The sequence below is a fragment of the Kitasatospora sp. A2-31 genome, assembly GCF_022288725.1.
Taxonomy (GTDB): domain Bacteria; phylum Actinomycetota; class Actinomycetes; order Streptomycetales; family Streptomycetaceae; genus Kitasatospora.
In genome coordinates this window covers 684,509-704,143 of sequence record NZ_JAKNTA010000003.1, presented here as the reverse complement: position 1 = coordinate 704,143, position 19,635 = coordinate 684,509, and the positions used below count along the sequence as shown (strand labels likewise).

At 73.4% G+C, this 19,635-nt stretch carries 19 protein-coding genes, 1 pseudogene and 1 riboswitch; of the genes and pseudogenes, 7 read left to right on the top strand and 13 right to left on the bottom strand.

Annotated elements, in window-relative coordinates:
• Positions 1-42: 42 nt before the first annotated feature.
• A complete protein-coding gene (locus tag MCM47_RS12085; protein ID WP_238861226.1) occupies positions 43-984 on the bottom strand; it encodes a hypothetical protein in 942 nt (313 codons plus the stop codon).
• Positions 981-1,334: a PadR family transcriptional regulator gene (locus tag MCM47_RS12080; protein WP_238861224.1), complete on the bottom strand. Its 354-nt coding sequence runs from the start codon at positions 1,332-1,334 to the stop codon at positions 981-983. The genes MCM47_RS12085 and MCM47_RS12080 overlap by 4 nt, the downstream gene beginning before the upstream one ends.
• 82 nt (positions 1,335-1,416) lie before the next feature.
• Here MCM47_RS12080 and MCM47_RS12075 point away from each other — a divergent pair, with 82 nt between their 5' ends.
• The gene (locus MCM47_RS12075) at positions 1,417-2,049 is read left to right on the top strand and encodes a hypothetical protein (protein WP_238861222.1); all 633 of its coding nucleotides are present in this window, start codon (positions 1,417-1,419) and stop codon (positions 2,047-2,049) included.
• A 144-nt stretch (positions 2,050-2,193) separates the two neighbouring features.
• On the opposite strand, the gene MCM47_RS12070 is transcribed toward MCM47_RS12075, so the two are convergent.
• The 5 genes from MCM47_RS12070 to thrC all read right to left on the bottom strand — a co-directional run bounded on the left by MCM47_RS12070 (position 2,194) and on the right by thrC (position 7,017).
• Positions 2,194-2,553, bottom strand: a complete 360-nt coding sequence (locus tag MCM47_RS12070; protein WP_238861220.1) for a hypothetical protein — start codon at positions 2,551-2,553, stop codon at positions 2,194-2,196.
• A gap of 88 nt (positions 2,554-2,641) precedes the next feature.
• Positions 2,642-4,264, bottom strand: a complete 1,623-nt coding sequence (groL, locus tag MCM47_RS12065) for a chaperonin GroEL (protein ID WP_238861218.1) — start codon at positions 4,262-4,264, stop codon at positions 2,642-2,644.
• Positions 4,265-4,664: 400 nt separating this feature from the next.
• On the bottom strand, positions 4,665-4,868 hold the full coding sequence (locus MCM47_RS12060; RefSeq protein ID WP_030289665.1) for a cold-shock protein: 204 nt from the start codon (positions 4,866-4,868) through the stop codon (positions 4,665-4,667).
• Between the two features lie 559 nt (positions 4,869-5,427).
• Positions 5,428-5,706: a ubiquitin-like small modifier protein 1 gene (locus tag MCM47_RS12055; protein WP_238861216.1), complete on the bottom strand. Its 279-nt coding sequence runs from the start codon at positions 5,704-5,706 to the stop codon at positions 5,428-5,430.
• A 27-nt stretch (positions 5,707-5,733) separates the two neighbouring features.
• Positions 5,734-7,017 carry a threonine synthase gene (gene thrC, locus MCM47_RS12050; RefSeq protein ID WP_238861214.1) on the bottom strand — a complete coding sequence of 428 codons (1,284 nt, stop codon included), beginning with the start codon at positions 7,015-7,017 and terminating at the stop codon, positions 5,734-5,736.
• Between the two features lie 17 nt (positions 7,018-7,034).
• Positions 7,035-7,169: riboswitch (SAM riboswitch) on the bottom strand.
• Between the two features lie 191 nt (positions 7,170-7,360).
• Between thrC and MCM47_RS12045 the strand changes: the two genes are divergently transcribed.
• Positions 7,361-8,401, top strand: coding sequence for a glucosyl-3-phosphoglycerate synthase (locus tag MCM47_RS12045; protein WP_238861212.1), 1,041 nt, complete (start codon positions 7,361-7,363; stop codon positions 8,399-8,401).
• 38 nt (positions 8,402-8,439) lie between these two features.
• A complete protein-coding gene (locus MCM47_RS12040; protein ID WP_238861210.1) occupies positions 8,440-9,909 on the top strand; it encodes a trehalose-6-phosphate synthase in 1,470 nt (489 codons plus the stop codon).
• A 46-nt stretch (positions 9,910-9,955) separates the two neighbouring features.
• On the opposite strand, the gene otsB is transcribed toward MCM47_RS12040, so the two are convergent.
• A complete protein-coding gene (gene otsB, locus MCM47_RS12035) occupies positions 9,956-10,798 on the bottom strand; it encodes a trehalose-phosphatase (protein ID WP_238861208.1) in 843 nt (280 codons plus the stop codon).
• A 38-nt stretch (positions 10,799-10,836) separates the two neighbouring features.
• Entirely contained in the window at positions 10,837-11,073 is a 237-nt protein-coding gene (locus tag MCM47_RS12030; protein WP_238861206.1) for a DUF3263 domain-containing protein, read from the bottom strand.
• Between the two features lie 102 nt (positions 11,074-11,175).
• Here MCM47_RS12030 and MCM47_RS12025 point away from each other — a divergent pair, with 102 nt between their 5' ends.
• Positions 11,176-11,529, top strand: coding sequence for a cupin domain-containing protein (locus MCM47_RS12025; RefSeq protein WP_238861205.1), 354 nt, complete (start codon positions 11,176-11,178; stop codon positions 11,527-11,529).
• Between the two features lie 27 nt (positions 11,530-11,556).
• Here MCM47_RS12025 and MCM47_RS12020 read toward each other — a convergent pair whose 3' ends face one another.
• A complete protein-coding gene (locus MCM47_RS12020) occupies positions 11,557-12,831 on the bottom strand; it encodes an extracellular solute-binding protein (protein WP_238861203.1) in 1,275 nt (424 codons plus the stop codon).
• Between the two features lie 314 nt (positions 12,832-13,145).
• Here MCM47_RS12020 and MCM47_RS12015 point away from each other — a divergent pair, with 314 nt between their 5' ends.
• Positions 13,146-14,093 (top strand): ROK family protein, encoded by a 948-nt coding sequence (locus tag MCM47_RS12015; protein ID WP_238861201.1) that lies wholly within the window; start codon positions 13,146-13,148, stop codon positions 14,091-14,093.
• Positions 14,090-15,265 carry an N-acetylglucosamine-6-phosphate deacetylase gene (gene nagA / locus MCM47_RS12010; protein ID WP_238861199.1) on the top strand — a complete coding sequence of 392 codons (1,176 nt, stop codon included), beginning with the start codon at positions 14,090-14,092 and terminating at the stop codon, positions 15,263-15,265. The genes MCM47_RS12015 and nagA overlap by 4 nt, the downstream gene beginning before the upstream one ends.
• 73 nt (positions 15,266-15,338) lie before the next feature.
• Here nagA and MCM47_RS12005 read toward each other — a convergent pair whose 3' ends face one another.
• Both MCM47_RS12005 and MCM47_RS12000 read right to left on the bottom strand, forming a co-directional pair.
• On the bottom strand, positions 15,339-16,316 hold the full coding sequence (locus tag MCM47_RS12005) for a hypothetical protein (RefSeq protein ID WP_238861196.1): 978 nt from the start codon (positions 16,314-16,316) through the stop codon (positions 15,339-15,341).
• A 142-nt stretch (positions 16,317-16,458) separates the two neighbouring features.
• Positions 16,459-18,246 carry a diguanylate cyclase gene (locus MCM47_RS12000; RefSeq protein ID WP_238861194.1) on the bottom strand — a complete coding sequence of 596 codons (1,788 nt, stop codon included), beginning with the start codon at positions 18,244-18,246 and terminating at the stop codon, positions 16,459-16,461.
• A gap of 359 nt (positions 18,247-18,605) precedes the next feature.
• On the opposite strand from MCM47_RS12000, the pseudogene MCM47_RS11995 reads away from it, so the two are divergent.
• Positions 18,606-19,139 (top strand): annotated as a pseudogene (locus tag MCM47_RS11995) (flavin reductase family protein); the annotation flags it as partial.
• A gap of 29 nt (positions 19,140-19,168) precedes the next feature.
• Here MCM47_RS11995 and arfB read toward each other — a convergent pair.
• Positions 19,169-19,600, bottom strand: a complete 432-nt coding sequence (arfB, locus tag MCM47_RS11990; RefSeq protein ID WP_238861192.1) for an alternative ribosome rescue aminoacyl-tRNA hydrolase ArfB — start codon at positions 19,598-19,600, stop codon at positions 19,169-19,171.
• Positions 19,601-19,635 lie beyond the last annotated feature (35 nt).

Sequence of the window (19,635 nt, the reverse complement as noted above, 5' to 3'; positions counted from 1 at the left end):
CGGCGACACCCACCCCGCCGATCCGCCGGGCCACCCGCCGGATCACGCCGGCTGCCGGCCCCCGTCACCCGGAGCCGCCCCGCCGGTCGGCCGGCGCAGCATGAGCACTCCGACCATCGCGGCCACCGCCAGCACGGCCGCCGGCAACAGCCTGGTGATCCCGCCGGCCTGCTGCCAGAGCCCGTGGAGGTTGGCGCTGAACGTCCAGGGGAGCGCGGCCAGCCCGGGCACCGCGACCACGTACCAGCGGCGCAGTGCCGCCAGCGCCATGAACAGCGGCACGCCGACCATCAGACCCCGCCACAGCGGATCGATCGTGCTCCAGGAGGCGTAGGCGTCGATCGAAACGGCCGCGGTCGGGGCCGCGATCGCCGACACCAGCACCAGGCACCACTCCCGCCAGGCGGGCGACGGCAGGACGTCCCGGGGAGCGGCGAGCTGCACCAGGCTCCAGAGCAGGAAGGCGCCCTCGAACTGGAACGCGTACATGGTCACCCAGACCCCACCCCATGGCTCCGTGACCACCGCCAGGAGGAGGAGGTGCGCCAGCACCGCGAGCGCCGTTCCGCCGGCCAGGATCCGCGCGGCCGACCACCGCCCGAACAGGGCGGCGACCGCCCCGAGCAGCGGCAGCGCGGTCATCGCCGCCACGGCCAGGAAGAACGGCACGTCCCCGGCCGAGCCGGGGAGTTCGATCTGCAGCCAGGAGTGCCCGACGAGATGGTAGGCGGCGGCCATCCCGGCCGACGCGCCGGCGGCGAGCGGCGCCGTCAGCGCCGCCAACCGCCCGCCCGGCGAGGTGGACGTCAACCCGGTCCGGACGCGCAGGCCGTACGCCGCGAGGTCGAAGGCCTCCCGCGCGGTGGCCAGCCGCCCGGCGCCCGCCGTGGTGTCGGCGAAGACGGCGGCGATCTCGTCGGCCCGCTCCCGGCGGTAGCGGGCCGGGTAGAGCCGCAGGGCGGCCCTCAAGGTCACATCGGTCATGCGAAGGCCCCCCTGACCCTCGGACGGACAACGGCGACGGCCAGCCGGCGCTGGGCCTCCTCGGCGACGGCGCGCAGTCGCTCGGCCTCGGCGGCCAGCACCTCCCGCCCACCGCCGGTGAGCGCGTAGGTGCGGCGGGCCCGGCCGTCGACGACCTCCTCGGCGGCGACCTCGATCAGGCCCTGCTGGAGCAGCCGGTCCAGGGCGCCGTAGAGCGTGCCGGTCCGCATCCTGACCCGGCCCTCGGAGATCGCGGCGACCTCCTGGATGAGCGCGTAGCCGTGCCTGGGCGCATCGGCCAGCGCAGTGAGCAGGAGCAGCGTCGGCTCCTGCATGGCTCGTTCTGTCATGGGACTACATATACCGGTCGACGACATATACAGTCCAGAGGAATCGTCAGATCGACCGCCCGTACCCAGCAGAATGGCCTCCATGCCCGACCGAGACCTGCTCGCCGACTGGACCTCCCTGCTCCGCCGTTGCGGCGCGAGCGGCGACCCGGAGCCCTACGGCCGCGAGCTACTGCGCCGCTGGGCCGAGCCGCAGCGGCGCTACCACACCACCGACCACCTGCGGGCGGTGCTCGACCACGTGGACGCGCTGGCCGCGCACGCCACGGACCCGGACACCGTCCGGCTGGCGGCCTGGTTCCACGACGCCGTCTACCGGCCGGACCGCTCCGAGAACGAGGAGCGCAGTGCCGCCCTCGCTGCCCGGGCCCTCACCGAGGCGGGCCTGTCGGAGGAGCGGGTGGCCGAAGTGGTCCGGCTGGTCCGGCTCACCGTCACCCACCGGCCCGAGCCGGGCGACCGCGACGGGGAGGTGCTCTGCGACGCGGACCTCGCCGTCCTCGGCGGCGCCCCGGAGGCGTACGCCGGCTATGCGGCGGCCGTGCGGGCGGAGTACGCCTTCGTCCCGGAACCGGACTTCCGGGCCGGCCGGGCCGCGGTCCTGCGGCAGTTGCTGGCGCTCCCCGCGCTCTACCGGACCCCTGCCGCCCACGAGCGGTTCGACGCCCGGGCCCGGGCCAACCTCGGCACCGAGCTCGGGGCACTGGAGGGTTAGCGCCTCACCCGGACCGGCCCGGCGGGGCCGGCCTCATGCGAACGGGCCCGGACGCGTGCCTCCACGCGAACGGGCCCGGGCGGACGGCTTCACGCGATCGGGCCCGGGCGGACGGCTTCACGCGAACGGGCCCGGCCGGGTGCCTCAGGCGAGCCGCCCGACGGGCGCGACCACCGCGCCCTCCTTGCCGCAGACCCAGTGCGGGTCCGGCCCCAGCTCGGGCTCCACGCTGAGCGCGTGCGGATCCCCCTCCGCCGCGCACGCGGCACAGAGCGGCCAGCGGCCGTACGCCTCCAGCAGGGCGTCCTGGACGTCCTGGGCGACCAGCCCGAGCACGTACTCGGTGCCGTCCGGCCACTGCTCCAGCCACCAGCGCCGGTGCGTCACCGCCTTCTCGACCAGCGACACCACGGCGGCGTCCGCCACGTCCCGGGCGGTCAGGTCGGCCAGGATCAGTGCCCGCGCGCTGTGCAGCGCCGTCTCGATGTCATCTGCGGAAGCCATCCGTCCATTCTCCCAGAGAACGCCGCACGGGCGGTTCCCCGAAGGGAACCGCCCGTGCGATCGAAGACTTGACCGATCCGGCGAGGGATCAGAAGTCCATGTCACCGCCCGGCATGCCGCCGCCGGCGGCCGCAGCGGCCTTCTCCGGCTTGTCGGCGATGACGGCCTCGGTGGTGAGGAAGAGCGCCGCGATGGAGGCGGCGTTCTGCAGCGCGGAGCGGGTGACCTTGGCCGGGTCGATGATGCCCTCGGCGACCAGGTCGACGTACTCGTTGGTGGCGGCGTTCAGGCCGTGACCGGCGGGGAGGTTGCGCACCTTCTCCACCACGACGCCACCCTCGAGGCCGGCGTTGGTCGCGATCTGCTTGATCGGGGCCTCCAGCGCGACCTTCACGATGTTGGCACCGGTGGCCTCGTCGCCCTCCAGCTCCAGCTTCTCGAAGGCGACACCGGCCTGCAGCAGGGCGACGCCACCACCGGCGACGATGCCCTCCTCGACGGCGGCCTTGGCGTTGCGGACGGCGTCCTCGATGCGGTGCTTGCGCTCCTTGAGCTCCACCTCGGTGGCCGCGCCGGCCTTGATGACGGCCACGCCGCCGGCCAGCTTGGCGAGGCGCTCCTGGAGCTTCTCGCGGTCGTAGTCCGAGTCGCTGTTCTCGATCTCGGCGCGGATCTGGTTCACGCGGCCCGCGACCTGCTCGCTGTCGCCGCCACCGTCGACGATGGTGGTCTCGTCCTTGGTGATGACCACCTTGCGGGCGGTGCCCAGCAGGTCGATGCCGGCGTTCTCCAGCTTGAGGCCGACCTCCTCGGAGATCACGGTGCCACCGGTGAGGATGGCGATGTCGCCGAGCATGGCCTTGCGGCGGTCGCCGAAGCCCGGGGCCTTGACGGCGACGGACTTGAAGGTGCCGCGGATCTTGTTCACGACCAGGGTCGACAGGGCCTCGCCCTCGACGTCCTCGGCGATGATGACGAGCGGCTTGCCGCTCTGCATGACCTTCTCCAGCAGCGGGAGCAGGTCCTTGACCGAGCCGATCTTGGAGTTGGCGATGAGGATGTAGGGGTCCTCGAAGGTCGCCTCCATCCGCTCCAGGTCGGTGGCGAAGTAGGCGGAGATGTAGCCCTTGTCGAAGCGCATGCCCTCGGTGAGCTCCAGCTCCAGACCGAAGGTGTTGCTCTCCTCGACGGTGATGACGCCTTCCTTGCCGACCTTGTCCATGGCCTCGGCGATGAGCTCGCCGATCTGGGTGTCGGCGGCGGAGATGGAGGCGGTGGAGGCGATCTGCTCCTTGGTCTCCACGTCCTTGGCCTGGGCCAGCAGCTGGTCGGAGACGGCGGCGACGGCCTTCTCGATACCGCGCTTCAGGGCCATCGGGTTGGCGCCGGCGGCGACGTTGCGCAGACCCTCGCGGACGAGCGCCTGGGCCAGCACGGTGGCGGTGGTGGTGCCGTCACCCGCGACGTCGTCGGTCTTCTTGGCGACCTCCTTGACGAGCTCCGCGCCGATCTTCTCGTAGGGGTCCTCGAGCTCGATCTCCTTGGCGATGGAGACACCGTCGTTGGTGATCGTGGGGGCGCCCCACTTCTTCTCCAGCACGACGTTGCGACCCTTGGGGCCGAGCGTGACCTTCACTGCGTCGGCGAGCTGGTTCATGCCACGCTCAAGGCCGCGGCGAGCTTCCTCATCAAAGGCGATGATCTTGGCCATCAGAAGTGGTCCTCCGGGACACGGTCGACTGCTCGGACCAAGGGGTGCCCGCGACGGACGGCCCTGGTGTGCGGGGGTCCTTTCCCCTACCGCTCCCGGGGGCCTCACCGACCCGGTCCGCTGTCACTCTCACGCTGTGAGTGCTAACGCCAATGATTAGCACTCCGGGTAGGCGAGTGCAAGCCCAATCGCGAACCCGCGAGCCGCGCCGCACCGCTGCGCCGGGCCCGCCCGGGGCCCGCGCCACGCTCCCCACCACGCCGCGCTCCCCCCTGCGCCGCGCCTCCCATCACGCCCGGACACGGCGGCGGGCCCGCACGACGCGTGTCGTGCGGGCCCGCCGCGAAGCAAGAGGTGCACCAGCCGATGGGCCGAGCCGAACTCCTGGGTGTCGGAAAGGTCAGACCGCCGCGCGGACCATGTCCGCCTGCGGGCCCTTCTGCCCCTGAGAGATCTCGAACTCGACCCGCTGGCCCTCCTCAAGGGTGCGGTAGCCGTCCATCTGGATCGCGCTGTAGTGGACGAAGACGTCCGCACCACCGTCGACCGCGATGAAGCCGTAACCCTTCTCCGCGTTGAACCACTTGACGGTGCCCTGAGCCATTCCGAACTCCCCTAGTGCTGTGCTGGCCCTTCACGCGCCCGCGGGTCTGCGGGTGCGGGTCTGGTTGAGGCCGGCCCGGGGAACCCCCCCTGGGCACAGCCGTGCACGCCGCAATCCCCGCCGAGACCACCGGACGGTGTCCGGTGCACGGGCGATTGCGTCGACCGCGGCTGAATGTATCCGGATCGACGCCCTCTGCAACAGGCCCAATCGCCGTGAATTCACCGGGCCCGCCAAGGGGCAGATCCGACGGAATCGGAAGGAACGCCGCAATTCACGCCGGACATAGCGGACGAATTACCCAAATCCCCTCGAGAATTCTGACATCGGCCTGACATGTTTCACGGCGGCGGAGCGGCCGGCGGTCTCAGCGGCCGGACGGGAAACGGCGGTGCGGGCGCGGACGGATTCGACCACCGGTACGAGGGGAGGGGAGCCCCCGTTCCCGGTCGAGCCACACTCTACTCCGACTGGGACCGCGAATATTCCCGCCAAAATACGACCGGCCGCCCCGGGGCGGAATTCCGTCCCGGGGCGGCCGACTCCGCGGCCGGACGGCTCAGCAGCCGCCCGCCACCGCCGGAATGATCGAGACGCTCGCGCCGTCCTTGATCTCGGTGGCCAGGCCCTCCGCGAACCGCACGTCGTCGTCGTTGACGTAGACGTTGACGAAACGCCGCAGCTTGCCGGTGTCGTCCAGGATGCGCGCGGCGATCCCGGCGTGGTTCCGGTCGAGGTCGGCGATGACGTCGCCCAGGGTGGCGCCCTCGGCGCTCACCTCGGCGGCGCCGCCGGTGTAGGTGCGCAGGATGGTCGGGATGCGGACGTTCGCGCTCATGGGGGGCTTCTCCTAGCTGGGGGTGGGTCAGGCGGAGGCGAGGCCGGCGTCGCGGAACGAGGCCAGCGTCGGGCGGATGACGGCGGTCATCCCGGCGTCGGAGACGGCGTCCAGCGTCTTCAGGCCGTCGCCGGTGTTGATCGCGACGGTCTCCTTGGCCGGGTCCAGCTGTCCGGTCTCGACCAGCTTCTTCAGCACGCCGACGGTGACGCCGCCGGCGGTCTCGGCGAAGATGCCCTCGGTGCGGGCCAGCAGCTTGATCGCGGCCACCACCTCGGCGTCCGTCACGTCCTCGACCGCGCCGCCGGTGCGCCGGGCGATGTCCAGCACGTACGGCCCGTCGGCCGGGTTGCCGATCGCCAGCGACTTGGCGATGGTGTCCGGCTTGACCGGGCGGATCACGTCGTGGCCGGCCTTGAACGCCGCCGACACCGGCGAGCAGCCCTCGGCCTGGGCCCCGAAGATCCTGTACGGGCGGTCCTCGACCAGGCCGAGCCTCACCAGCTCCCGCAGCCCCTTGTCGATCTTCGTCAGCTGGGATCCCGAGGCGATCGGGACGACGATCTGCTCCGGCAGGCGCCAGCCCAGCTGCTCGCAGATCTCGTACGCCAGCGTCTTGGAGCCCTCGCCGTAGTACGGGCGCAGGTTGACGTTGACGAAGCCCCAGCCCTCGCCGGCCGGGTCGCCGATCAGCTCCGAGCAGAAGCGGTTCACGTCGTCGTAGTTGCCCTCGATGCCGACCAGCTCGCCGCCGTACACACCGGCCATGACGACCTTGCCCTGCTCCAGGTCGTGCGGGATGAACACGCAGGACTTGAAGCCGGCCCGGGCGGCCGCGGCGCCCACCGCGCCGGCCAGGTTGCCGGTCGAGGAGCAGGAGAGCGTGGTGAAGCCGAAGGCCCGCGCGGCCTCGATCGCGCAGGCGACCACGCGGTCCTTGAAGGAGTGGGTCGGGTTGCCGGAGTCGTCCTTGATGTGCAGCTGCGCGGTGAAGCCGAGCTCGCGGCCCAGGTTGTCCGCCTTGACCAGCGGGGTCCAGCCGGGGTTCAGGTTCGGCTTGGTGGCGACGTCGGCCGGCACCGGCAGCAGCGGGGCGTAGCGCCAGATCGAGGCCGGACCGGACTCGATCCGCTTCCGCAGCGCCTCGGCGCCCTCGCTCCCGAAGTCGTACGCGATCTCCAGCGGCCCGAAGCACTCCAGGCAGGCGAAGCTGGGGCCGAGCGGGAAGCGGGTGCCGCACTCGCGACAGGACAGCGCGGCGGCGGGGCCGAGGTCAACGGTGCTGACGGGTGCGGCTGTGTCGATAGCCATGGTGGCGGAGGCCTCTCTCCTCATCTTCCCCGCGGCGCGGTTGCGCCACAGGCCGGAATTGGCACCTGTCCCGCCGGGGCCTGTGACGACAGCCGCGCGAGAAGGTTGCCGGGACGTCAACGGGCCGTTCCCTCAGTCCCTCTGGATGAGCTCTGTGAAGTTGTCGGTCCTGCTCAGCGGCGACCCCGGCGTGCGAAGGTCCGACCGCTGTACGAAGACTGTATCCGAAGGCGTGAAGCTTGAACGGGACCGTCCGCCACGCGAGATGGCCCGTTCCACCCGATCCGCTCCACCCGACCGATCCACCCGATCCGCTCCACCCGATCCCGCCGAGGAGAGACCCGTGCCCGCCGACCCGACACCCGAGCTCGTCCCGCAGGCGGCGTCCTGGCTGCGCCGCCGCTCGTGGAGCGCGGCCGACCGTCCGGTGCACACCCTGCTGGAGGCCAAGCGGGCCGCCGGCCGCGCGGGCAGCGTCAGCGTCGTGCTGCCCGCGCTGGACGAGGAGGCCACGGTCGGCGACATCGTCCGGACGGTCCGCCGGGAGCTGATGGAGCGCCTGCCGCTGGTCGACGAGCTCGTCGTGGTCGACTCCGGCTCCGCCGACGGCACCGCCGCCGTGGCCGCCGCCGCCGGAGCCCGGGTGGTCCACCGGGACGGGATCCTCCCCCGGCTGCCCGCCGCCCCCGGCAAGGGCGAGGTGCTCTGGCGCTCGCTGCTGGTCACCCGCGGCGAGATCGTCTGCTTCATCGACGCCGACCTGCGGGAGTTCGACCCGGCCTTCGTCTCCGGCATCGTCGGGCCGCTGCTCACCGACCCCGGGATCCAGCTGGTCAAGGCCATGTACGACCGGCCGCTCGAAGTGACGCCGAGCGACTCCGCCGCGGGGGACGCCGCGGTGGTCCCGTCCGGCGGCGGCCGGGTCACCGAACTGGTCGCCCGCCCCCTGCTGAACCTGCACTGGCCGGAACTCGCCGGTTTCGTCCAGCCGCTCGGCGGCGAGTACGCGGCCCGCCGCTCGCTGCTCGAACGCCTGCCCTTCCCCACCGGCTACGGCGTCGAGCTGGGCCTGCTGGTCGACGCACTGGAGACCGTCGGCCTGGACGCGCTGGCCCAGGTGGACGTCGGGGTGCGCCACCACCGCCACCAGGACGGCCAGGCCCTCGGCCGGATGGCCGCCACCATCTACCGCACGGCACTCGAACGGCTCGACCGGACGCACCGGCTCAAGGCCTCCGCCGACCTGGTGCACCCGCTGCTCACCCAGTTCACCCGGGACCCGGAGACCAGGGAGTTCACCGCGCACACCCACCCGGTCACGGCCCTGGAGCGGCCCCCGATGCACACCGTCCCCGAGTACGCGGGTCGCCACCTGCCGCGCTGAGGGGTTTGCGGCCCCGGGCCCCCGGCAACCTACCCATCATGGGCGATCTCACGACCGAGCGTTCGAATTCGACCGGCACCGCTCCGGTCCTGGTGGCCTCCAATCGGGGACCGGTGTCGTTCAGCACGGCGGAGGACGGCACGCTGGCCCTCCGCCGGGGCGGCGGGGGCCTGGTCTCCGGGCTCTCCGCGATCGGCGACCCCGACGCCGTCTGGGTCTGCGCGGCCCTCGGCGCCGCGGACCGCCGGGCCGCCCGGGAGGCCCCGGACGGCCGCCTCGACCGGGCCGGCCACGACGTCGGCGGGCAGGCGGTGCGGATGCTGGACATAGACCCGGAGACCTTCGCCCGCGCGTACAACGGCGTGGCCAACTCGACCCTCTGGTTCGTCCACCACCTGCTCTACGCCACCCCCACGGCCCCCGCCTTCGACGCCGGCTTCCGCACCGAGTGGCAGGCGTACACCGCCTACAACGCCGCGTTCGCCGAGGCGCTGGCCGCCGAGGCCGCCCCGGGAGCGGCCGTCCTGGTGCAGGACTACCACCTCTCGCTGGCCCCCGCCCTGCTCCGCGCCGCCCGGCCGGACCTGCGGATCGGCCACTTCTCGCACACCCCCTGGGCCCCGCCCGAGTACTTCCGGCTGCTGCCCGACGACGTCGCCGAGGCCGTCCTGACCGGCGTCCTCGGTGCCGACCGGGCCGGCTTCCTGACCCGCCGCTGGGCGCTCGCCTTCGCCGAGTGCTGCGCCGAGGTGCTCGGCGCCGAGGTCGACCGGGAGGCCCTCACCGTCACCCACGCGGGCCGCACCACCCGCCTCGGCGTCCACGGCCTCGGGGCGGACGCCGACTTCCTGCGCGAGCGCGCCCACCGCCCGGACGTCGAGGAGCGGCTCGCCGCGCTGCGCGAGGCCGTCGGCGACCGCCGCACCGTCGTCCGGGTCGACCGCACCGAGCTGAGCAAGAACATCGTCCGCGGCTTCCAGGCCTACCGGCACCTGCTCCGCACCCGCCCGGAGTGGCACGACCGCGTCGTCCACATCGCCTTCGCCTATCCCTCGCGGACCGACCTCGCCGAGTACCGCGACTACACCGCACGGGTCCGGGAACTGGCCGCGGAGATCAACACCGAGTTCGGCACGGACTCCTGGCAGCCGTTGCTCCTGCACGTCGACGACGACTTCCCGCGCTCGCTCGCCGCCTACCGGCTGGCCGACGTCGCCCTGGTCAACCCGATCCGCGACGGCATGAACCTGGTCGCCAAGGAGGTGCCGGTGGTCTCCGACCGGGGCTGCGCGCTCGTCCTCTCCCGCGAGGCCGGCGCCCACGCCGAGCTCGGCGAGGACGCGCTGAGCGTCAACCCCTACGACGTGATCGCCACCGCCGACGCGCTGCATGCCGGGCTCACCATGGCCGTGGACGAGCGCTCCGACCGCACCAAGCGGCTCGCCGCCGCGGCCACCGCGCTGCCGCCCCAGCAGTGGTTCCTCGACCAGCTGGACGCGCTGCGCTGACCGGCGGACCGGACGGCGCGCCGATCGGACCGGATCGGCGCGCCGCTCAGCCTTCCGCGCCGAGCGCCGTGCCGAGCTCCGTCAGCAGCTCCACCACGCCCGCCGGGCCCGCCACCACGAGGTCGGCCCGGTCGGCGAGCTCCTTCACCGGCGCGTCGCCCACCGTGCCGCTGCAGACCAGCAGCCCCGCCATGCCCTCGCCGCGCAGCCGCTCCACCGCGTCGAAGGCCGCCAGGTCGCCCAGGTCGTCCCCCGCGTACAGCACCGAGCGCGCTCCGCGCTCGCGCAGGTAACCGGTCAGCGCAGCGCCCTTGTCGACGCCCGGCGGACGCAGCTCCAGCACCAGCCGGCCCGGCTCCACCACCAGTCCGTGGGCCTCGGCCAGCGCCTCGACCGGCGCACGCAGCAGAGCCAGCGTCTCCTCGGGTGCCTCCGTGCGCCGCGTGTGCACCGCCAGCGACCGCCCCTTGTCCTCCACCCACGTCCCGGCCGGCGCCCCCGACTCCGCCAGGACCCCGGGCAGCCCGGCCCGGGCCCGCTCGACCCCCGGGTGCACCGGTGGGGCGGTCAGCTCCCCCGCCTCCCAGCGCTCGGCGCCGTAGTGGCCGAGCACCACCACACCGGTCAGCGCGTCCAGGCCGCCGTACTCCACCGCCAGCGCGGCCGGCCGACCGGTCACCACCACGATCGACCCGACCCGCGGCGCCAGGGCGGCCAGTGCCCCGGGCGCGTCCGGGTGCGCCCGTGCGGACGCGGGGTCGGCCACGATCGGCGCCAGCGTCCCGTCGAAGTCCAGTGCGACCACCGCGTCCTGCGGCGCCCGGAGGATCTCCGCCAGGCCCGCGCGCCCGGCATCGGTGGTCGACAGCACACTCTGCTCAAGGCCCATGCCCGGACCCTACCCCCGCGACCGCACCCGGACTCGTGCTACCGGGCGGCCCGGCGGGCGTCCCGGATCCGGCGCAGCCGGTTCACCAGGACCGGAGCGTGGGCCAGCGCCTCCGGCCGGTCCAGCAGCGCGTTCAACAGCTGGTAGTAGCGGGTGCTGGAGAGGCCGAGCTCCTCCCGGATGGCCCGCTCCTTCGCCCCGGCCGTCCGCCACTGGCGGCCTTCCAGTTCCAGTACCGCCAGGTCCCGCTCACCCAGTCCACCCGTGCCGGCCACGAGCCACACCTCCGCCCACCACTACGGAGTGTCATTCTGCCCCGCGGACCCGACACACTCTGCGCCCCGCGGCCGGGGGCGTCCCCGGCTAGCGTCGACCCCATGACCGCCACGACGCCCAGCTACGCCCTGCACATCCCCGCCGCCGAGCTCGAACCCGACCCGCTCGACCCGGCCCAGATCGTCTCCGGCACCCCCGAGGTCTCCGGCCGCGTGCTCTCCGAGTCCGCCGACGGCCGCCAGCTCCGCGGGATCTGGCAGATCACCCCGGGTGTGGTCACCGACGTGGAGGCCGACGAGATGTTCGTGGTGCTCAGCGGCCGGGCCACCATCGAGGTCGAGGACGGCCCGACGCTCCACGTCGGCCCGGGCGACTGCGGCGTCCTGCGCGCCGGCGACCGCACGACCTGGACGATCCACGAGACGCTCCGCAAGGCCTACGCGATCAGTCTCTGACGCCCACCGCGCGGCTCGGGACCCCCCTCACCTGCGGACCCGGGCCGCTTCCTTGACCGCGGCCTCCTGCAGTCCCTCCAGGACCTGCTTGGGGTCGCCGGTCACGGCCCCGCCGATCCCCGTCTTGATGCGGTTGCTGACCTCGGCCCAGGCCGGGTCCCCGAACGGGTAGAAGCTGGCGTTGGCCAGCCCGGCCGCGAACTGCTTCAGGTCCTCGTGCCGGCCGCCGGCCCTGGTCATCTCGGTGAAGGCGTCCTGGGTGACCGGCAGCAGGTTGTAGGCCTCGTCGAACTTGAGCTGGTTCTCCTTGGCGTAGACGAAGGAGAGGAACCTGCGGATCTCGTTCTTGTGCCCGTTCGCCCTGAACGCCATCATCCAGTCCGCCACGCCGAGGCTCGCAGTCCTGGCCAGGCCGTCCTTCCGCGGGATCGGCGCCGTGCCGAAGTCGACCTTGGCGTTGGCGGCCATCCGCAGCAGCGTCGGGTGTCCGTTGAGCATCGCCACCTTGCCGGCCGCGAAGTCGGTGAACACCGGGGTGCGGTTCATCCTGCCCGGCTCGGGGTACGTCAGCTTCGTCTCGACCAGGTTGCTCCGCAGCCACCCGAACGTGGCCTGGTTCTGGGCACTGTCGATGGTGTAGTTGCCGACGTCGTCGGAGAGGCTCCCGCCGCCGCTCAGCGTCCACAGCATCGACTCGGCCGGCGCCTCCTCGGGCCCCAGCGGCAGCCCGTACGGCACGACCCCGGGCACCTTCGCCCGGATCTTCTCGGCGGCCTGCCGCAGTTCGTTCCAGGTGGCCGGCGGCTGGGTGATGCCGGCCTTCTGGAAGACCGCCTTGTTGTAGAACAGCACCCGCGAAGAGGAGACGAACGGGATGCCGTACTGCGTGCCGAGCACCTGCCCGGCGTGGCTGAACGACTCCATCATGTTGGCCTGGGTGTCCAGCGAGAGCACGTCGGCGACGGGGTAGAGCCGGTCGGCGGCGGCCTGGTCGGCGAAGCCGCCGGTCTGCACCAGGTCGGGCGACCTGCCGCTGCCCACCAGGTCGGCGACCCGCTTGCCGATGTCCGTCCAGCCGACCACCTCGACGTCGACCCTGACATCCGGGTTGGCGGTCTGGAAGCGGCGGGCCACGTCCTCCCAGTAGAGCTTGGAGCTGGTGGCCGCGTCCTCGCCGTAGTCGGCCGCCACCAGCTTGAGGGTGACCGTCCGGTCGCCCTGGCCGCCGCAGCCGGTGAGCAACAGCACTCCGGCCAGCGCGGCGCCGAGCAGCCGGGTGGGAGCCTGGGCACGCCTGTTCAACGCGGGTACCGCCTTCGGGGGGGGAGGAAACCGGCCGGACGGGGGGAAATCCGGCGGGGAGGCCGCCACCCTGCCAAACCTCCGGCACAGTGGTCCAGACCTCCGGGCGGTGCGCGACGGGTAGTTACCGAAGTGCGGGGGTCGTTGCGCGATGCGCAACGCCCGGCTGCGAACCGGGGCGAACCCGGCCGTGCGGGGCGCGCGCAAAGTGCCGCACACCCCATGGATCTGCGACAAAGCTCACCCCAGTTGGACCAGACCAATCCGACAACTGGACTAGACCTCTCCGACCTGGCCAAGGGAAACTGTCCTCCGTGAAGCACGTCATCGCACTCGATGTAGGCGGCACCGGCATGAAGGCCGCGCTGCTCGCCCAGGACGGCTCCGTGCTGTTCGAAGCACGCCGACCGACCGGGCGGGAGCACGGCACGGAAGCCGTCGTCGCCGCCATCCTCGACTTCGCCGCCGACCTGGCGGACGAGGGCCGCAGCCGTTTCGGCGTCGCGCCGCTGGCGGCGGGGGTCGCCGTCCCGGGGACGATCGACGAGGAGAACGGCATCGCCGTCTTCTCGGCCAATCTCGGCTGGCGCGACCTCCCGCTGCGCGAGCTGCTGGGCGCGCGCCTGGCCGGGCCGGGCGGCGCCGCGATGCCGGTCGCCCTCGGCCACGACGTGCGCTCGGGCGGCCTGGCCGAGGGCCGGCTCGGGGCCGGGCGCGGTGTCGACCGCTTCCTGTTCATCGCCCTCGGCACCGGCATCGCCGGCGCCATCGGCATCGACGGCCGGATCGAGGCCGGGGCCCACGGCTACGGCGGCGAGATCGGCCACGTCGTGGTCCGCCCGGGCGGCCCGCCCTGCGGCTGCGGCGCCCGCGGCTGCCTGGAGACCCTCGCCTCCGCCTCCGCCGTCTCCCGCGCCTGGGCCGGGGCCAGTGGGGACCCCGACGCCGACGCGGCATCCTGCGCCGTCGCGGTGGACGCCGGGGACGCCCGCGCGGCCGCGGTCTGGCAGCACGCGGTGGACGCCCTCGCGGACGGGATCGTGCTCGCCCAGAGCCTGCTCGACCCGTCCACCGTGATCGTCGGCGGCGGCCTCGCCGAGGCCGGCGACACCCTCTTCACCCCCCTGCGCGCGGCCGTCGCCGAGCGGCTGACCTTCCAGATGCCCCCCGAGGTCGTACCCGCCATGCTCAAAGACACCGCCGCGTCCCTGGGCGCCGGACTGCTCGCCTGGGACCTGCTCTCGATGGAGGTGGCCGCGTGACTGTCGCGGACCGTACTGCACTGTCCGGCGCCCGGCTGGTCCTTCCGTCCGGGGTGGTCGAGGACGGCCGTCTGGTGGTGGAGGGCGCGGTGGTGGCCGGTGTCGGCGGCGCGGTGGCGCCGGGGGACCTGGATCTGTCGGGGTTCACGGTGGTGCCGGGGTTCGTGGACCTGCACGTGCACGGCGGTGGGGGTGCGTCGTACGCGTCGGGGGTCGCGGAGGAGGCGCTGCGGGTGGCGCGCACCCACCTGGAGCACGGGACGACGACGACGATGGCCTCGACGGTGACCGGGGAGATCGACGAGGTGGCGCGGCAGGCGGCGGTGCTGTCGGAGCTGGTGGAGGACGGCGTGCTGGCCGGGATCCACTTCGAGGGGCCGTTCATCTCGCACAACCGGTGCGGTGCGCACCGTCCGGATCTGCTGCGGGATCCGGATCCGGCTCTGGTGCGCAAGCTGGTGGACGCGGCGCGGGGGCGGGCGCGGATGGTGACGCTGGCGCCGGAGCTGCCGGGTGGGCTGGAGTCGGTGCGGATGCTGGCGGAGCTGGGGGTGGTGGCGGCGGTGGGGCACACCGATGCGGACTACGGGCGGACGCTGGAGGCGGTGGAGGCGGGGGCGACGGTGGCGACGCACCTGTTCAACGCGATGCCGGGGATCGCGCACCGGGCGCCGGGTCCGATCGTGGCGTTGCTGGAGGACGAGCGGGTCACGGTGGAGCTGATCAACGACGGGGTGCACCTGCATCCGTCGGTGCTCGACCTGGCGTACGGGACGGCGGGGGCGGCGCGGGTCGCGCTGATCACGGACGCGATGGGGGCGGCGGGGATGGGCGACGGGCTCTACCCGCTCGGCCCGCTCCAGGTCGAGGTCAAGGACGGCGTCGCCCGGCTGGTCGAGGGCGGCGCGATCGCCGGTTCCACGCTCACCCTGGACGTGGCCTTCAAGCGGTCGGTCACCGTCAACGGGCTGACGCTCGGCCAGGCCGTCGAATCGCTCTCGGCCACCCCGGCGCGGCTGCTCGGCCTCGCCGACCGGGTCGGCTCGCTGGAGCCCGGGAAGCAGGCCGACCTGGTCGTGCTCGACTCCGCGGGCTACGACCTGGTGGCCGTGATGCGCCGCGGCGAGTGGGTCGTCGGCGGCGACGCGTTCGCCCGGGTCGCGGCGGCCTGACGCTCCGACGGCGACGGCCGCCCGGTCCCCCCTCGCGCGGGGAGCGGGCGGCCGTCGCCGGGTACGGGGCGGATCAGGCCGCCTCCAGCACCACCTGGTCGATCAGGACCGTCCCGCCCGCCGGGCCGGAGATCGTGATGGTGTTCGACCCCGCCTGCAGCGCCGGCGTTATGTACGTCGTGTACCAGGACGAGGCGGGCTCCTTGCCCGGCGAGTAGTTCCGGAAGGACAGCCCGCTCGGCCAGTCCTTGCCGTTCACGCTCGCCGCGGCCTTGACGTCGCCGCCCGGGTTGTTGAAGTGCACGGTGAACTTGTAGGTGCCGGCCGCGGCCACCTCGCCGGTCCAGCTGACCGAGCCGCCCGGCTGGAGCGTCAGGTAGCCGCCGTCCGCCGACTTGGCGCCCTTGACGGTGTTCCCGGCGGGCGCGTTCTGGCCCTGCAGCTGCGCCGCGTCGACCGCACCCAGGGCGGACGCCCCGGAGGCGCTGGCCGACGGCGAGGCGGAGCCGGAGGCCGGCGGGGTGCCGCCGGTCGTGCCGCTCGGGGCCGGCGGCGCGGCGGTCTGGCTGGCGCTCCTGGCGGTCTTCTCGCCGCCGTCCTGGCCCCCGGTCGACAACGCGATGCCCGCGCCGATCGCGATGGCCGCGACCACCGCAACCGCGCCGATCACCGCGCCCTTGCTCCGGCCGCTGCTCGGCCGCTCCTCCCCCGGCTGCGGCCGGGAGTGCTCGGCGTACCGGGCCTGCTGGGTGGGCGCACCGCCGAACTCGGCCTGCGGCGGGTAGGGGCGGCCCTGCGGGTGGGCCGGCTGCTGCGGCGGGTAGGGCTGCTGGCGTTGCTGCGGGTAGGAGTGCTGCCCGTACTGCGCCCGGCCGACCTCCACCGGGCGGCTGTACGGCGTGCGCGGCACGCCCTGCTGCGGCTCGGCCGGCTGCGCGGCGCCGCCGTCGGCCGGACGGTAGAGGTAGCCGAAGGGGTCGTCGTCCTGTGGGGCACCGCCCTCCGGGCCCTCGGGCACTCCGTTGCTGCCGGCGGTCGTCACGGTGGTCAACTCCCCCATCGCGGTCGCGCCGCCTGGCAACCGTGCCGGCGGCGCTCGTGGTGTCGCTCGTACCCGGGCACCCTACCTGCCGCCTCGGGTCCTTCGAAAAGAAGCCTTGACAACTCGCCGGTAGCTTTGTCCGGGCGCGCCGCTAGCCGGCCCGCCGGTGCGAGCGCTCGCCGCGGGCTCCGCGCACCGCCCCGCCCCGGGCCCGCTTCTCGTCGTACATCCGCTCGTCGGCGGTGTGCAGCACCTCCTCGATGCTCATCCCGCAGCCCGCCCAGCCGATGCCGAGGCTGACGCCGACCCGCATCGCCCGGCCGTCGATCCGCATCGGCGGGATGATCGCGTTGCGCAGCCGGTGAGCGAGGTCCTTGGCCTCCTCCCGCCCGATGCCGTCGGCCAGCACCACGAACTCGTCGCCGCCGAGGCGGGCCACCGTGTCGCCGTCCCGGACGGCCTGGCTGAGCCGACGGGCCACCTCGACCAGGACGGCGTCGCCGGCGTTGTGGCCGAACCGGTCGTTGATCGACTTGAACCCGTCCAGGTCACAAAAAATGACGGCGAGGCCCTTGTCGACCGGTGCGGCCCCGCCCGAGCGGAAGGGGCCGGACCAGACGTCGCCGCCGACGGCGTGGTCGGCCGGGACCACCGCGTGGACGTGCTCGCCGTAACCGAGCGGGGCGTCGGGCGCGGCCGGCGGCGGGTAGCCCTCGGCGCCGTAGTGGTGCACCGGCTCGGCGCGCGACTCCGCGCCGTCCGGGCCGTCGAACCCGGCGTAGGGGTCGGGCCGGTGGCCGCCGTACGGCTGCGGGTGGGATCCGTCGCCGGGTCCGGCGGCGCCCGTGTTCTGCGGCTCGGGACAGAGCCGGCGGGCCAGCCGGGCCTTCAGCTCGGCGCTGTTCGGGAGGCCGGTCAGCGCGTCGTGGCTGGCCCGGTGGGCGAGCTGGAGCTCGTGTCGCTTGCGGTCCTCGATGTCCTCGACGTGGGTGAGCAGGAAGCTCGGCCCCTCCGCCGCGTCGGCGACGATCGAGTTGCGCAGGCAGACCCACTGGTAGCCGCCGTCGCGCCGGGACAGCCGCAGCTCGGCCCGACCGCTCTCGGCGCTGGTCCGCTCCAGCAGGGCGCGGTCGTCGGGGTGGACGAGGTCGGCGAAGCTCTGCTGGCGCAGCACCGCCCGCGGGCGGCCGAGCAGCCGGCAGAGCGCGTCGTTGACCCTGGTCAGCTGGCCGCGCCCGGCCCCGTGCAGTTCGGTGATGGCCATCCCGCTGGGGGCGTACTCGAAGGCCTGGCGGAAGCTCTCCTCGCTGGCCCGCAGTGCCTGCTGCTCCTTCTCGAGGCGGGCCAGCGCCCGCTGCATCTCGGCCCGCAGCCGGGCGTTGCCGATCGCGATCGAGGCCTGCAGCGAGAACATCTCCAGCGCCTCGCGGGTCCAGGCCCCGGGCCGTTTGCCGCTGCGCGGGCGGTCCACCGAGAGGACGCCGAGCAGGTCGCCGCCGGCGCTGTACATCGGGGCGAGCAGGCCGTCGGCGGGGTGCCAGTCGTTGGCGTAGACCGGCATCGGCCCGTCGCCGATCCAGCGCGGGATGTCGCTGGCCACGGCCCAGCCGCGGTCGTAGGGGAGGAAGCGGAGCGTGCCCCAGTGGTCGCTGACGCCGAGCAGCCGGTCCCAGGACTCGCGCGAGCCGACCTGCCCCAGCAGTACGGAGGGGCCGCCCATGGCGCTCTCCTCCAGCTCCCAGACGGCCGCCACCACCAGGTCGCCGTCCGGCCGGACCAGACTCACCGCGGCGGCGTCGAACCCGAGCCCGTGCACCGCACCCTCGACGACGGCCTGCAGCGTGCCCGCCAGGCTGCGGGCAGCGTTGAGGTCCGCCACGACCCGGTGCAAGGTGCGGAGGGTCGCGAGACGGACGTAGGGCTCCGACTCGGCTTCCATGCGGGGGCTCCCCGGCTGCTTCGGATAGTTCTTGAATGGTTATCGTCCGATTGCCAGAAGAACTGAATCACAGGGAGCACAGCGTTCGGCACGCTCGGTCAGCAATAGGCCATCACTTGTGACTTAAATCACACGAGACTTATGCGCCTTTATTCAGCTCATCCGCCCCAGAGCGGGACATAAGGCTTTATCGGAACATTTCCGGTGGTCGGCCGCATTGGTCGCGCACTGAAGCCTCCGGACGGCCGGCAGGCCCCCTGCCTTCACTCCTGGGGGTGAGCGCGGCCGCGAACCGTGACTTCTGCAACGGTGGTCCTACGACCACGGCCCGATGCCGTTCACGGCTCGCGGCGACTACCGTGCGGTACGTGTACTCGTCCCCGCAGCCGGAAGCTGCCACCCAAGCCACGCCCGATGAGTTCCGGGCGGCACTCTCCCAGCTCGCTTCGGGCGTGAGCCTGGTGACCGTCCACGACCCGGACGACGGCGAGGACGTCGGCATGACCGCGACCTCGTTCCTGTCCGTGTCGCTGGAACCGCCGCTGGTGCTGATCTCGGTCCGCGAGGACTCCCGGATGGACGAGGTGCTCTCCCGCGCCGAGACCTGGGCCGTCTCGCTGCTCTCCGAGGGGCAGAAGGCGCTCGGCTCGCGGTTCGCCATGAAGGGCCGGCTCAGCGACCGGCTGCTGTTCGCCGACGCGCCGCACCACCGGGGCCCGTTCAGCGGGGCGCCGCTGATCGACGGCGCGCTCGCCACCGTCGAGTGCCGCACGGAGCAGCGGATACCCGCCGGTGACCACACGCTGCTGCTGGGCCGCGTCCTGGAGGCCGTGGTGCCCGACCCGGGCGGCCGCCCGCTCCTCTACTTCCGCGGCGGGTACCGGCAGCTCGGCTGGGCCGCCCGCCGTCACGGCCGGCCCGGCTACTCGCCGCGCGGCGACCGCCGCCCCTGCTTCAGCTCGGAGCGGTGCCGCTTGTTGGACAGCCGCCGCTCGACCATGCCGCGGCTGGGCTTCGTCGCCCTGCGGGCCTTCGGCGGCGGTGCGGTGGCCTCCCCCAGCACCGACGCCAGCCGGGCCGCGGCGACCTCGCGGTTGCGCCACTGCGAGCGGTGCTCGGAGGCGCGGACCACCAGCACCCGGCCGTCGACCAGCCGTCCGGCCAGCCGCTCCAGGGCGCGCTGCTTCCACACCTCCGGCAGCGCCTCGGAGGCCGCCAGGTCGTAGCGCAGCTCGACCTGGGTGTCGGAGGTGTTGACGTGCTGGCCACCGGGGCCGGAGGAACGGGAGAAGCGCCAGACGAGCTCGGCGTCGGGGACGACCACCGACCCCCGTACGCGGATGGGCTCGGGCATGCGTCCATCATCCCGTGCCCGGTGGCGGCGGTCAC

Coding starts and splice junctions, on each gene's coding strand:
- MCM47_RS12085 (WP_238861226.1), bottom strand. CDS start 984: ATGACCGATGTGACCTTGAGGGCCGCCCTGCGGCTCTACCCGGCCCGC.
- MCM47_RS12080 (WP_238861224.1), bottom strand. CDS start 1,334: ATGACAGAACGAGCCATGCAGGAGCCGACGCTGCTCCTGCTCACTGCG.
- MCM47_RS12075 (WP_238861222.1), top strand. CDS start 1,417: ATGCCCGACCGAGACCTGCTCGCCGACTGGACCTCCCTGCTCCGCCGT.
- MCM47_RS12070 (WP_238861220.1), bottom strand. CDS start 2,553: ATGGCTTCCGCAGATGACATCGAGACGGCGCTGCACAGCGCGCGGGCA.
- groL (WP_238861218.1), bottom strand. CDS start 4,264: ATGGCCAAGATCATCGCCTTTGATGAGGAAGCTCGCCGCGGCCTTGAG.
- MCM47_RS12060 (WP_030289665.1), bottom strand. CDS start 4,868: ATGGCTCAGGGCACCGTCAAGTGGTTCAACGCGGAGAAGGGTTACGGC.
- MCM47_RS12055 (WP_238861216.1), bottom strand. CDS start 5,706: ATGAGCGCGAACGTCCGCATCCCGACCATCCTGCGCACCTACACCGGC.
- thrC (WP_238861214.1), bottom strand. CDS start 7,017: ATGGCTATCGACACAGCCGCACCCGTCAGCACCGTTGACCTCGGCCCC.
- MCM47_RS12040 (WP_238861210.1), top strand. CDS start 8,440: ATGGGCGATCTCACGACCGAGCGTTCGAATTCGACCGGCACCGCTCCG.
- otsB (WP_238861208.1), bottom strand. CDS start 10,798: ATGGGCCTTGAGCAGAGTGTGCTGTCGACCACCGATGCCGGGCGCGCG.
- MCM47_RS12025 (WP_238861205.1), top strand. CDS start 11,176: ATGACCGCCACGACGCCCAGCTACGCCCTGCACATCCCCGCCGCCGAG.
- MCM47_RS12000 (WP_238861194.1), bottom strand. CDS start 18,246: ATGGAAGCCGAGTCGGAGCCCTACGTCCGTCTCGCGACCCTCCGCACC.
- arfB (WP_238861192.1), bottom strand. CDS start 19,600: ATGCCCGAGCCCATCCGCGTACGGGGGTCGGTGGTCGTCCCCGACGCC.